At 70.8% G+C, this 12803-nt stretch carries 13 protein-coding genes and 1 pseudogene; 7 read left to right on the top strand and 7 right to left on the bottom strand.

Features of this window, described 5'->3' with window-relative positions; translation table 11 throughout:
• Positions 1–29 precede the first annotated feature (29 nt).
• On the bottom strand, positions 30–965 hold the full coding sequence (locus ABAZ39_RS15430) for a LysR family transcriptional regulator (RefSeq protein WP_144243568.1): 936 nt from the start codon (positions 963–965) through the stop codon (positions 30–32).
• A 147-nt stretch (positions 966–1112) separates the two neighbouring features.
• Between ABAZ39_RS15430 and ABAZ39_RS15425 the strand changes: the two genes are divergently transcribed.
• A complete protein-coding gene (locus tag ABAZ39_RS15425; RefSeq protein ID WP_040133906.1) occupies positions 1113–2300 on the top strand; it encodes a urate hydroxylase PuuD in 1188 nt (395 codons plus the stop codon).
• Here ABAZ39_RS15425 and uraH read toward each other — a convergent pair.
• Positions 2285–2647: a hydroxyisourate hydrolase gene (uraH, locus tag ABAZ39_RS15420; RefSeq protein WP_040133905.1), complete on the bottom strand. Its 363-nt coding sequence runs from the start codon at positions 2645–2647 to the stop codon at positions 2285–2287. The genes ABAZ39_RS15425 and uraH overlap by 16 nt on opposite strands.
• A 190-nt stretch (positions 2648–2837) precedes the next feature.
• On the opposite strand from uraH, the gene uraD reads away from it, so the two are divergent.
• From uraD to ABAZ39_RS36540, 6 genes are all read left to right on the top strand, one after another.
• Positions 2838–3335, top strand: a complete 498-nt coding sequence (gene uraD / locus ABAZ39_RS15415; protein ID WP_040133904.1) for a 2-oxo-4-hydroxy-4-carboxy-5-ureidoimidazoline decarboxylase — start codon at positions 2838–2840, stop codon at positions 3333–3335.
• Positions 3332–4588: an allantoate amidohydrolase gene (locus ABAZ39_RS15410; RefSeq protein ID WP_051658148.1), complete on the top strand. Its 1257-nt coding sequence runs from the start codon at positions 3332–3334 to the stop codon at positions 4586–4588. Before uraD ends, ABAZ39_RS15410 begins: the two co-directional genes overlap by 4 nt.
• A complete protein-coding gene (locus ABAZ39_RS15405) occupies positions 4585–5817 on the top strand; it encodes a M20/M25/M40 family metallo-hydrolase (RefSeq protein WP_040133902.1) in 1233 nt (410 codons plus the stop codon). The genes ABAZ39_RS15410 and ABAZ39_RS15405 overlap by 4 nt, the downstream gene beginning before the upstream one ends.
• Before the next feature lie 173 nt (positions 5818–5990).
• Complete coding sequence (locus ABAZ39_RS15400) at positions 5991–7034, top strand: GMP reductase (RefSeq protein WP_040133901.1); 1044 nt, start codon at positions 5991–5993, stop codon at positions 7032–7034.
• 157 nt (positions 7035–7191) lie between these two features.
• The gene (gene glf / locus ABAZ39_RS15395) at positions 7192–8460 is read left to right on the top strand and encodes a UDP-galactopyranose mutase (protein WP_040133900.1); all 1269 of its coding nucleotides are present in this window, start codon (positions 7192–7194) and stop codon (positions 8458–8460) included.
• Positions 8457–8624 (top strand): hypothetical protein, encoded by a 168-nt coding sequence (locus tag ABAZ39_RS36540; RefSeq protein WP_174451769.1) that lies wholly within the window; start codon positions 8457–8459, stop codon positions 8622–8624. The genes glf and ABAZ39_RS36540 overlap by 4 nt, the downstream gene beginning before the upstream one ends.
• 51 nt (positions 8625–8675) lie before the next feature.
• Here ABAZ39_RS36540 and nadC read toward each other — a convergent pair whose 3' ends face one another.
• The 5 genes and pseudogenes from nadC to ABAZ39_RS15375 form a co-directional block, all read right to left on the bottom strand.
• Entirely contained in the window at positions 8676–9509 is an 834-nt protein-coding gene (nadC, locus tag ABAZ39_RS15390; protein WP_040133899.1) for a carboxylating nicotinate-nucleotide diphosphorylase, read from the bottom strand.
• Positions 9494–10231, bottom strand: coding sequence for an FAD-binding protein (locus ABAZ39_RS37535; protein ID WP_308217014.1), 738 nt, complete (start codon positions 10229–10231; stop codon positions 9494–9496). The genes nadC and ABAZ39_RS37535 overlap by 16 nt, the downstream gene beginning before the upstream one ends.
• Before the next feature lie 61 nt (positions 10232–10292).
• Positions 10293–11063, bottom strand: a pseudogene (locus ABAZ39_RS37530) (FAD-binding protein); the annotation flags it as partial.
• 208 nt (positions 11064–11271) lie between these two features.
• Positions 11272–12282, bottom strand: a complete 1011-nt coding sequence (gene nadA, locus ABAZ39_RS15380; RefSeq protein WP_040133898.1) for a quinolinate synthase NadA — start codon at positions 12280–12282, stop codon at positions 11272–11274.
• Positions 12283–12383: 101 nt separating this feature from the next.
• Positions 12384–12746 carry a hypothetical protein gene (locus ABAZ39_RS15375; protein WP_014198016.1) on the bottom strand — a complete coding sequence of 121 codons (363 nt, stop codon included), beginning with the start codon at positions 12744–12746 and terminating at the stop codon, positions 12384–12386.
• Between the last annotated feature and the right edge of the window lie 57 nt (positions 12747–12803).

Genomic DNA, 12803 nt, shown 5'->3' with positions numbered 1-12803 from the left:
TTGGAAAAGCGGGGGAAATGCGGGAACGGTCAGGGCGCGGCATTCGGTTCCGCTCCGGTCATTTCCAAATCCGCCAGGGCGGCGCGGGCCTGCTCCGCGAAGAAGTCGATGAAGACGCGGATCTTCGCGGGCAGCAGGTTGCGGTGGGGGTAAAGCACGGCGAGCGTCACCGGCTCCGGCGGGCAGTGCGGCAGGACGACCCGCAGCTCCCCGCGGCGCAGATGGTCGGCGACCTCCCACAGCGGCTTCAGCACGATGCCGTCACCGGCCAGCGCCCAGCCGGTCAGCACGTCGCCGTCGTCGGCGTCGAACTGGCCGGACACCGGCAGCGTCATCGGTCCTTGCGGGGTGTTCAGCGTCCACTGGAACTGCTGCGATCCGGGAAAACGCAGCAGCAGGCAGTGGTGGGACAGCAGGTCCTCCGGCCGGGCCGGCACGCCCCGCCGCTCCAGATAGGACGGCGCGGCGCAAAGCACGCGCGGCAGGTCGGCGATCTTGCGCGCGACGAAGCTGGAATCCTTCAGCGGCGCCATGCGGATGGCGACGTCCGTCGCCTCGCGCAGCAGGTCGAGCAGATGGTCGGACAGACGCAATCGCAGGTCCACCTGGGGGTAGGCGGCGTGGAAGCGCGGCACCATCGGAGCCAGGATGCGCCGCCCGAAGCCCAGCGGCGCCGTCACCCGCAGGCTGCCCACCGGCGCCCCGCCGATGGCGCCGACGCTGCTCTCCGCCCGCTCGGCCGCCTCCAGCACCTCCAGGCAATGCTCGAAGAAGACCTTGCCGGCCTCGGTGAACTGAACCTGCCGGGTGGTCCGGTTGAGCAGGCGGGCGTTCAGATGCTCCTCCAGGCTTTGCAGCCGGTGGCTGACCACGGCGGGCGACAGGCGCAGGCTGCGTCCGGCGGCGGACAGGCTGCCCAACTCCACCACCCGCACGAACACCCGCATGTTCTCCAGCAGCGCCACGCTTGGCCCTTTCCCCACACGCCATGGGGAATCCTCCCACCTTTCCGTTTTTTTTGAAAGTGCTGGCGCACGCATCCGCTTCCCCGCTGCGCTGCGGCAACCGTAGAGTTCAGGGTGAGGATCACCGAACGGAAGAGGCCGCGACGCATGGAGCCGATCGTCTGGGAGTGGGTCAACTTTCTGGTGCGCTGGCTGCATGTCGTCACGGCCATCGCCTGGATCGGGTCGAGCTTCTATTTCATCCACCTCGACCTGTCCCTGCGGCGGCGCGACGGCCTGCCCCCTGGCGTGGCGGGGGAGGCGTGGCAGGTCCACGGCGGCGGCTTCTACAACATGATGAAGTACACGGTCGCCCCGCCGGAGCTGCCGGAGAAGCTGACCTGGTTCAAATGGGAAGCCTACGCCACCTGGCTCAGCGGCTTTGCGCTGCTGTCGGTGCTCTACTACCATGGCGCCGCACTCTACATGATCGACCCGGCGGTGCTGGACATCCCCTGGTGGGGGGCGGTGCTGCTCAGCCTGGGCGCCCTGGGGCTGGGCTGGCACGGCTATGACCGGCTGTGCAAGTCGCCGTTGGGCAAGGACGACGTGAAGCTGGCGGCGGCTGGCTTCGTCTTCCTGGTGCTGGTCGCCTGGGGCCTCAGCCACCTCTTCAGCGGGCGGGCGGCGATGCTGCATGTGGGCGCGCTGATCGGCACGATGATGTCGGCCAACGTCTTCCGCATCATCATCCCCAACCAGACCAAGGCGGTGGCCGCCATGAAGGCCGGTCAGGTGCCCGATCCGGCGCTGGGCAAGCAGGCCAAGCAGCGCTCGCTGCACAACAACTACCTGACGCTGCCGGTCGTCTTCCTGATGATCTCCAACCACTACCCGCTGGCCTTCGGCACGCGCTACAGCTGGGTGATCGTCGCGGTGGTGCTGGTGGTGGGGGCGGTGATCCGCCACTTCTTCAACAGCCGCCACGCCGGCAAGCCGACGCCCTGGTGGACCTGGGCGGTGGCCGCCGCGGGCGTCGCCGTCATCGTGGGCCTGAGCGCCGCCGGCACGCGGACCGAGAGCGCCGCAGCACCGGCCAGGGTGGAATTCGCGCAGGTGGAGGAGGTGGTGCTGTCCCGCTGCTCCATGTGCCACGCGGTGCAGCCGGTGTGGGAGGGGATCGGCGTGGCGCCGCGCGGCGTCATGCTGGACAGCGCTGAGGCGATCGGCCGCCACGCCGCCCAGATCCGCGTCTGGGCGGCGCTGTCCGACGCGATGCCCCCCGGCAACGTCACCGGGATCACGCCGGAGGAGCGCCGCCTGCTCGCCGCCTGGACCGATCAGCTTCCCCGGTAGGTCGAGTAGCTGTAGGGGGAGACGAGCAGCGGCACGTGATAGTGCTGGTCCGCGTTGGCGACGCCGAAGCGGATCGGCACCACGTCGAGGAAGGCGGGTTCGACGATCTCCAGGCCGGAGGCGCGGAAATAGGCGCCGGCTTCGAACACCAGCTCATAGACGCCCGGCGTCAGGTCGGCCCCGGCGAGGAGCGGCGCGTCGCAGCGCCCGTCGGCGTTGGTGCGGGTCTGCGTCAGCCGCTCCCGCCGGTCCCCGTCGATGCGGTAGAGGGTGACGGCGATCCCGGCGCCGGGCCGGCCGTGCGTCGTGTCGAGAACATGGGTGGTCAGGCGCCCGCTTCCGGACATGGGTCTCTCTCCTCGCCGTGGAATGCCGCTAAGAGACCTTATACCGCACCCCATGCCGCACCGCCGCGCGGTCCGAACGGGGCCTGCGCAAAAAGACTTTCAAACGGATCGAAAAAGCGGACCTCGGCGATTGCGGGTATGCTGCGGGGCAGAGGACCGATCAGGGAAGGCCGGGATGCGACCGAGCGAGATGGACCGTGCAAGTTTCGTCGCCCGATTCGGCGGCGTGTTCGAACATTCGCCCTGGGTCGCCGAAGGCGCCTGGGATGCCGGAAACGCGCCGGACGACGCGGACGGGCTGCACGCCGCGATGGTCGCCGTCCTGCGCGCCGCCGACCATGACCGGAAGCTGGCGCTGCTGAACGCCCACCCCGATCTGGCGGGCCGGCTGGCGCTGCGCGGCGAGCTGACCGCCGACAGCACGGCGGAGCAGGCCAGCGCCGGGCTGGACCGCTGCACGCCCGAGGAGTTCGCCCGCTTCACCGAACTGAACGACGCCTACAAGGCGCGCTTCGGCTTCCCCTTCATCCTGGCGGTCAAGGGCCGCAGCCGCGCCGACATCCTGGAAGCGTTCGAGACCCGCCTGTCCAACGGCCCGGAGGAGGAGTTCGCCACGGCGCTGGCCCAGGTCGAGCGCATCACTTGGCTGCGCCTGAAGGACCTGCTTCCCAAGGACATCCAGTCATGACCGGCTTCGGCGCGGACCTGATGGCGCGGCTCGACGCCTTCGCCGGCTTCACGGAGGAGCCGGGGTTGCTGACCCGCCTGTTCCTGACGACCCAGCACCGCGCCGCCGCGGATTGGCTGATGGAGCTGATGGGCAAGGCCGGGATGAACGCCCGGCTCGACCCGGCGGGCACGGTGGTCGGCCGCTACGAGGGGACCGTGCCGGGCGCGCCGGCCCTGCTGATCGGCTCCCACATCGACACGGTGCGCAACGCCGGCCGGTATGACGGGAATCTGGGCGTGCTCGCCGCCGTCGCCGCGGTGGCGGAGCTGGACCGGCGCGGCGAGCGCCTGCCCTTCGCCATCGAGGTGCTGGGCTTCGGCGACGAGGAAGGGGTGCGCTTTCCCGTGACCCTGACCGGCAGCCGCGCCGTGGCCGGCCGCTTCGACCGGGCGGCGCTGGAGACGCGCGACCGCGACGGCGTGCGCATGGCCGACGCGCTGCGCGCCTTCGGCGGCGACCCCGAGGCCATCGCGGCGGCGGCCCGCAAGCCGGGCGAGGCGATGGCCTTCCTGGAGGTCCACATCGAACAGGGGCCGGTGCTGGAGGCGGAAGGGTTGCCGGTCGGCATCGTCACGGCCATCAACGGCGCCACGCGCTTCGCCGTCCGGCTGCGCGGCATGGCCGGCCACGCCGGTACGGTGCCCATGGCGCTGCGCCGCGACGCGCTGGCCGCCGCCGCCGAGATGACCCTGGCGGCGGAGCGGGTGGCCGCGGCCTCGGACGCCGGGGCCCCCGAAGCCGGATTGGTGGCGACGGTGGGGCGGATCGAGGCGAAGCCGGGCGCCGTCAACGTCATCCCCGGCGAGGTCGTCTTCACCCTCGACGTCCGCGCGCCGGAGGACGCCGTGCGGCGGGACGCCTGCGCGGCCATCCTCGCCGACTTCGAGGGCATCGCCGCCCGCCGCGGCGTCGAGCTGTCGGTGGAGACCACCCACGACGCGGCGGCCGCCCCCTGCTCTCCGGGCATCCGGCGGCAGATCGAGGCCGCCGTGGTCCGCGCCGGCGTCCGTCCCCTGTCGCTGCCCAGCGGCGCCGGGCACGACGCCATGGCCTTCGCCGGTGTGCTGCCGATGGGAATGCTGTTCGTCCGCTGCGCGGGCGGCATCAGCCACAACCCCGCCGAATCCATCACCGCGGAGGACGCCGACCTGTCGGTGCGGATCCTCCTGGACATCATCCGCCACTTCGAGCACGAGACCCCGACAGCATGACCGACACCGCCCAACAGGCCATCCGCGCGTTTTTGGAGCAGACCCGCGACGCGCAGGTCCGCTTCCTGGCCGAACTGGTCAAGGTGCCTTCCGACAACCCGGCCGGCGACTGCGCCCCCCACGCCGAGCGCGCCGCCGCGCTGCTGGAGGCCATGGGCCTGACGGTGGAGCGCCACCCGGTCCCGGCGGAGCTGGTGCGGGCCAACGGCATGATCTCCGCCACCAACCTGATCGTGCGCCGCCGTTTCGGCGACGGGCCGACCGTGGCGTTGAACGCCCACGGCGACGTGGTGCCGCCGGGCGAGGGCTGGACCCGCGATCCCTATGGGGCGGAGGTGGTGGACGGCTGGATGTACGGGCGCGGCGTCGCCGTTTCGAAATCCGACTTCGTGACCTACACCTATGCGCTGCTGGCGCTGGAGAAGGCCGGTCTGGATCGCGGCACGGTGGAACTGCACCTGACCTACGACGAGGAGGCGGGCGGCGAGATCGGGCCGAAATGGCTGCTCGACGAGGGGCTGACCAAGCCGGACTTCGCCATCGCCGCGGGCTTCAGCTACGGCGTCGTCACCGCCCACAACGGCTGCCTGCACCTGGAGGTCGAGGTCACCGGCAAGTCCGCCCACGCCGCCCTGCCGATGACCGGCATCGACGCGCTGGAGGCGACGACGGCGATCCTCGGCGCGCTCTACGAGCACCGCAAGGGTTACGCCGGCACCGTGTCGGCGGTGGGGGGCATCGGCTCGCCGCAGTTGACGGTCGGGCTGATCAAGGGCGGCATCAACACCAACGTCGTCCCCGACCGCGTGACCCTGCGCCTCGACCGCCGCATGATCCCGGAGGAGGCGCCGGAGACGGTGGAGGAGACGTTGCGCGCGCTCATCGCCGACGCGGCCACGGCCTTCCCGAAGGCCCGCGTCGAGGTCCGCCGCATCCTGCTGGCGCGCCCGCTGACTCCGCTGCCCGGCACCGACCGGCTGGCCGCCGTTCTCTGCGCCCACGCCAGCCGCGTCATGGGCGAGCCGGTGGAGACCAAGGGCGTGCCGCTCTACACCGACGCGCGCCATTACTCCGACGCCGGCGTGCCCATCGCCCTGTTCGGCGCCGGCCCCCACACCATCGAGGAGGCCAACGCCCACCGCGCTGACGAGCGCCTGCCGCTGTCCGATCTGTTCAAGGCGACGGAGGTTGTGGCGCTGTCGCTGTTGGAGGTGCTGGGCGAGGGGTGAGCGATTTCTGCGAAGGCGCATCGGCGCTGACGTTGCCCCCTCCCTAACCCTCCCCCTCTACGAGGTGGAGGGGACTGCCGCCGCTTCGCGGAAGGCACCCTCGCCCGCAAAGCGGGGGAGGGCTGGGGAGGGGGCCTGAAAGCAGGCATTTACAGGATAAGGACGACCCGCCGGTGATCATCGAGAACGATCTGAAGCTGGACTTCAAGGACGTGCTGATCCGCCCGAAGCGCAGCACCCTGGAAAGCCGCAACGACGTGGACATCGAGCGGACCTTCCGCTTCGTCCACAGCGGGCTGGAATGGACGGGCTTCCCGCTGATCGCGGCCAACATGGACGTGGTTGGCACCATGGCCGTCGCCCGCGCCCTCTCGCGCTTCGGCGCGATGACCGCGCTGCACAAGCACTACCCGGCGGAATCCCTGATCCCCTTCTTCCGCGACGAGGACACGGCCAACGTCTTCTACTCGCTGGGCACGACGGAAGCCGACTACGACAAGTTCCAGGCGGTGAAGGCCAAGGCCCCGGTGGGCAAGCTCTGCCTGGACGTCGCCAACGGCTACACGGAACGCTTCGTGCGCGTCATCGCCCGGTTGCGGACGGAAAACCCGGACATGGTCATCATGGCCGGCAACGTGGTGACCGGCGACATGACCGAGGCGCTGGTGCTCGCCGGGGCCGACATCATCAAGGTCGGGATCGGGCCGGGGTCGGTCTGCACGACGCGCAAGATGACCGGCGTCGGCTACCCGCAGCTCTCCGCCATCATCGAATGCGCCGACGCCGCCCATGGGCTGAAGGGGCAGGTCTGCGGCGACGGTGGCTGCACGGTGCCGGGCGACATCTCCAAGGCCTACGGCGCCGGTGCGGACTTCGTGATGCTCGGCGGCATGCTGGCCGGCCATGACGAGTGCGAGGGCGACATCCGCTACGAGGAGCGCGACGGACGCAAGGTGCCGGTGGCGATGACCTTCTACGGCATGTCGTCCGACACGGCGATGCACAAGTACGCGGGCGGCGTCGCCTCCTACCGCGCGTCGGAGGGCAAGACCGTGGAGGTCCCATACCGCGGACCGATCGACGGCACGATGCAGGAGATCATGGGCGGCGTGCGCAGCATGATGACCTACATCGGCGCCACCAAGCTGAAGGAGGTGTCGAAGCGGACCACCTTCGTCCGCGTCGGCGCGCAGCTGAACACCGTCTTCGGAGGCTGATGCCACGGGAGGTACCCTGCAACGGTACCTCCTTCTCGACTGTCTTCCTCCGGAACCACCGGCGGGTTCCACCGTTCGCAGGATGTGCGGACGGGTGGGGCGCCGGACGGCTTGCCCCGCTCGTCCGCCTTTTGGCGGGACGAGGAAGGCAGAGCTTATGCGTGATTTCGATGGAGCCGCTCCGGCTCCCACCGGACCGGCCTACGTGGGGCGGACGGACGGGCCGGCGGTTTTCGATTATCTGATCGTCGGGGCGGGTTTCGCCGGCAGCGTGCTGGCGGAACGTCTGGCGGCGGGGCTGGACAAGCGGGTGCTGCTGATCGACCGGCGCCCGCACATCGGCGGCAACGCCTACGACCATCACGACGACGCGGGCGTGCTGATCCATCGCTACGGCCCGCACATCTTCCACACCAATTCGCAGCCGGTGGCGGACTATCTGTCCCGCTTCACCAAGTGGCGCCCCTACGAGCACCGGGTGCTCGCCCATGTCGACGGGCAGCTCGTCCCGATCCCGATCAACCGGACGACGGTCAACCAACTGTATGGCTTGGACCTCGACGAGGCCGGCGTGGCGGAGTTCCTCAAGAGCCGCGCGGAACCGGTGGCCGACGTCCGCACCTCGGAGGACGTGGTGGTCGGCGCGGTTGGGCGGGAGCTGTACGAGAAGTTCTTCCGCGGCTACACCCGCAAGCAATGGGGCCTCGACCCCTCGGACCTCGACAAGGCGGTGACGGCCCGGGTGCCGACGCGGACCAACGACGACGACCGCTATTTTGGCGACAGCTTCCAGAACATGCCGCTGCACGGCTTCACGCGGATGTTCGAGAATATGCTCGACCACCCGAACATCACCATCCGCCTGGGCGCCGATTTCCGCGACGTGGTGCGCGACGTGCGCTACCGCAACCTGATCTTCACCGGCCCGGTGGACGAGTATTTCGAGTACCGGTTCGGCAAGCTGCCCTACCGTTCCCTGACCTTCCGGCATGAGACGGTGGATCAGGAATGGTTCCAGCCCGTTGCCGTGGTGAACTACCCCGGCGAGGAAGTGCCGCACACCCGCATCACCGAATACAAGCACCTGACCGGCCAGACCAACCCGCGGACCAGCCTGACCTACGAGTACCCATCGGCGGAGGGCGACCCCTACTACCCGATTCCCCGCGCGGAGAACGCCGCCCTCTACCGCAAGTACCAGGAGCTGGCCGACGCCACGCCGAACGTCCATTTCGTCGGGCGGCTGGCGACCTACCGCTATTACAACATGGATCAGGTGGTGGCGCAGGCGCTGGCGCTTTACACCCGCATCGCCAAGGCCGAAGGCGCGGTGGCGGAGGGCGCGCGCGGCATTTCCGGGATCGGCGCCACCCAACCGGCCGCCCCATCGTCCGCTCCGGTCCACAGCAGGAGGGAAGCCTCATGAAAGCGTTCGGAATGGCCCTGGCCACCGCCGTCGTCCTCGCCATCGGCGCCAGCGTGATCCTGGAGGGCACGCTCGGCCGCACCGCCGACGAGACCTACGCCGCACCCTCGGTCCGGCTGAGCGAGGACAACACCGTGCAGTACCGGAACTTCATGGGGCACTGAGAACGGCGTTTCGGGAGGAGGGGACAGCGCGTCCCCTCCCCATTCAGTCCCTTACATGTCCAGCCCGACGTCCAGGTTCGGCGCGCTGTGGGTCAGCCAGCCGACCGAGATCATGTCCACGCCCGCCTCCGCGATGGCCCGCACGGTGGACAGGGTGACGTTGCCCGACGCCTCCGTCACCATGCGGCCGTCGACCATGGCGACGGCGCGGCGCAGCGTCGGCGGGTCCATGTTGTCGAGCAGAACGACGTCGACCGGCAGGGTCAGCAGCTCCTCCAGCTGGGCCAGCGTGTCCACCTCGACCTCCACCTTCACCATGTGGCCGATGGCGGCGCGGACGCGCTCCACCGCCGGGCGGATGCCGCCGGCCACGGCGATGTGGTTGTCCTTGACCAGAACCGCGTCGTCGAGCCCGAAGCGGTGGTTGAAGCCGCCGCCCAGCCGCACCGCGTGCTTTTCCAGGACGCGCAGGCCGGGGGTGGTCTTGCGGGTGCAGACGATGCGGGCGCGGGTCCCCTCGACCTCGCGCACCAGCGCGCGGGTGGCGGTGGCGATTCCGGACAGGCGGCCCAGCAGGTTCAGCGCCGTGCGCTCCGCCGTCAGCAGGGCGCGGGCGCGGGCCGTCACGGTGGCGATGGTGGCGCCGGGGGCCACGTCGGCGCCGTCGCCGTGCTCCACCCGCAGCTCCGCCGCCGGGTCGAGGATGCGGAAGGCGGACAGGGCGACCTCCAGCCCGGCGACTCGCCCGTCCTGGCGCGCGGCCACCCGCGCCGTCGCCACGGCGTCCGCCGGGACGATGCTGTCGGTGGTGATGTCGCCGGCCCGCCCGAGATCCTCCGCCAGAGCGGCGCGGACGATCGGTTCATAGGTCAGAGGATGGAGCATGCGGCGTCTCCGGAAAGGGGGCCGGCGGCCCCGGTCAGGTCGGTGAGGGTGAAGCGGTGGCGCTGCGCCGCCGGGTCTTCCTGCGGGAAATCGGTGCGGAAATGCGCCCCGCGGCTTTCGCTGCGGGCAAGCGCCGCGTGGACGATCAGCCGCCCGGCCAGCAGGCGGTTGCGCGCCTCGCCCCAGAGGCGAACGGCGGCGAGGTCCGCCGGGCCGACGCCGCACAGCGCGTCGAGCGCCACGGCGAGACGATCCAGCTTGCGCCGGGCGGCCAGCAGCCCCACCCCGTCCCGCACCAGCCCGGCGCCCTGGTAGAGCGTGCGGCGGGATTCGTCGGTGATGGCGTCGAGCAGGCCGGCCCCGATCTCCCCGGCGACCGCCGGGGCGTCGGGCAGGGCGACGGGCGGCAGGGGGGGCAGGTCCCGCCCGGCCACGTCGCGGGCCACCCGCGCGCCGAACACCAGGGCCTCCAGCAGGGAGTTGCTGGCCAGCCGGTTGGCGCCGTGGACCCCGGTGCAGGCGACCTCGCCGCAGGCCCACAGCCCGTCCAGGCTGGTCCGCCCGGCGGGATCGGTGACCACCCCGCCCATGTGATAATGCGCCGCCGGGGCGACCGGCACCGGCTCCCGCCAGGGGTCCAGCCCATGGGCGGCGCACAGCGCCAGCACGGTGGGGAAGCCGTCCGGCTTGGCGGCCAGCGCCGGGCGCATGTCCAGCCACACCGGCTCCCCCCGCCGCGACGCGGGCGCCGATGGCGCGGGCCACGACGTCGCGCGGGGCCAGTTCGGCCAGCGGGTGCTCCGCCGCCATGAAGCGCACCCCGCGCCGGTCGAGCAGCCGCGCCCCGGCGCCGCGCAGCGCCTCGGTCAGCAGCGGGGCGGGGTCGGCGTCCACGGCGAGCGCTGTGGGGTGGAACTGCACGAACTCCACGTCGGCGAGCAAAGCCCCGGCCCGCGCCGCCAGCGCCAGCCCGTCGCCGGTCGCCTCCGGCGGGTTGGTGGTGCGGGCGTAGGCCCCGCCGACTCCGCCGGTCGCCAGCACCACGCGCGGCGCGCGGTGGAACACCCAGCCTTCCGGGTGGCAGGCCAGCACGCCGCAGACCCGCCCGTTGCGCACCGCCAGATCGACAGCGAAGGCATCGCTCTCCACCCGGATCGACGGGGTGGCGCGCACCCGCTCGGCCAGCGCCGCGACCAGCGTCGCTCCGGTGGCGTCGCCGCCGGCATGGACGATGCGCGCCGCCCCGTGCGCCGCTTCCCGTCCCAGCAGGGGGGCGCCGTCGGCGGCGCGGTCGAAGGGCAGCCCGGCGAGGAGCAGCGCCCGCACCCGCTCCGCCCCCTCGCGGGTCAGCAGCAGGGCGCGGTCCGCGTCCACGAAACCGGCGCCGGCAGCCACCGTGTCGGCGGCGTGCGCCTCCGGCCCGTCGCCGGGACCGATGGCGGCGGCGATGCCGCCCTGGGCGTGGTTGCTGGAGCCGCCCGGCAGGTCCGGCGTCTTGGTCAGCAGCGTGACGGCGCGCGGCGCCAGATGCAGGGCGGCGGTCAGCCCGGCCATGCCGGAGCCGATGACGACCACCTCCGAATCGCGGACCGTGTAGGCGGTGGGCATGGGCGGGTTCTCATGATGGAGAATCGAGCCCTCTCCCCTCTGGGGAGAGGGTGGCCCGGAGGGCCGGTGAGGGGGATGTGCATGGCCGTGCGTCCGGCAAAAGCGCAACCCCCTCACCCTGACCCTCTCCCCGGAGGGGAGAGGGAATAAGCGGTCAGCGCGGCTTCACCGCCAGCATCCGTTCCACCGAACGGCGGGCGCGGTCGGCCACCTCCGGTGCGATGGTCACCTGCGGTTCCAGCGTGCGCAGGCTGTCCAGGATGTTCGCCAGCGTGATCTTCTTCATGTGCGGGCACAGGTTGCAGGGCCGCACGAACTCCGTCTCCGGCGAGGCGGCGGCGACGTTGTCGCTCATCGAGCATTCGGTGACCATCAGCACCCGCGGCGGGCGGCGGTCCGCCACGAAATCGACCATGCGCGCGGTGGAGCCGACGAAGTCCGCGGCCTCCAGGACGTCGGGCGGGCATTCCGGGTGGGCGATGACGATCAGCTCGTCGAAGCGCCCGCGGAACTCGCGGATCTCGTCGCCGGTGAAGCGCTCGTGCACCTCGCAATGGCCCTTCCAGGCGATGATCTCGACGCTGGTCTGGGTGGCGACGTACTTCGCCAGATACTCGTCGGGCAGCATGATGACACGCGGCGCCCCCAGCGATTCCACCACCTCCACCGCGTTGCCGGAGGTGCAGCAGATGTCCACCTCCGCCTTCACGTCGGCCGAGGTGTTGACGTAGGCGACCACCGGCACGCCCGGATAGCGCTCGCGCAGCAACCGCACGTCGGCGGCGGTGATCGATTCGGCCAGCGAGCATCCCGCTCCGGTGTCGGGAATCAGCACCGTCTTGGCCGGGTTCAGCAGCTTCGCCGTCTCCGCCATGAAATGAACGCCGGCCACGACGATCACGTCGGCGTCGGTCTCGGTCGCGCGGGCGGCGAGCGCCAGGCTGTCGCCGACGATGTCGGCCACGCCGTGGAAGATCTCGGGCGTCTGGTAGTTGTGGGCGAGGATCACCGCGTTGCGTTCCCGCTTCAGGCGGTTGATCTCGTGGACCAGGGGGGCGTGGAACGGCCATTCCACGGCGGGGACCACGCGCTTCATGCGCTCGTAGATCGGCTGCGTCGCCGCGGCGATGTCGGGCGTGTAGGCAAGGCCGGTGGTGTCGCGCATGGCGCATTCCTTTAATGCTCGCTATGAGCAAAACCATAAATGCTCGATTGGAGCATATCAAGCGGAAAAGAATGCGTCGTGCGGAACGTCGGTGATTCGTCCTACTTGGCTTCCTGGCTGCTCAGGTCGGAGGGGTTCTCGGAGCGCGTCGGCTCGTGCCCCATGTCGGGTTCGCTGGCCCATTGGTTGGGGCGCGGCACCGGGTTGCCCTGGAGGTCGGGCGGCGCCCGGCGGACGTCGGCCAGGGCCTGCTGAAGCTCCGCCCCCTGGGTTTCGCCGCTGGTGGTGGCCTTGGGCGCGCGCACGCCCTGTTCGTTGGGCGGCGGCTCCTGGCTCTGCTGCACCTTGATGTCGTTGGACAGCGACTCCTTGTTGACTTCCTGGGCGATGACGTTGCCGGTCATCAAAAGCCCGGCGACAAGGCCGGAGGAGACGAGACCGGAGGAAATGAGGGCGGCGAGCAAGGCGGCGGACTCCTTTTTTGAATGAAGGGGTGACAAGGCCGTCCCTCCCACCAACAG

It is taken from the genome of Azospirillum argentinense (assembly GCF_000632475.1).
Lineage (GTDB): Bacteria > Pseudomonadota > Alphaproteobacteria > Azospirillales > Azospirillaceae > Azospirillum > Azospirillum baldaniorum.
This window is presented reverse-complemented; position numbering and strand designations above follow the sequence as displayed.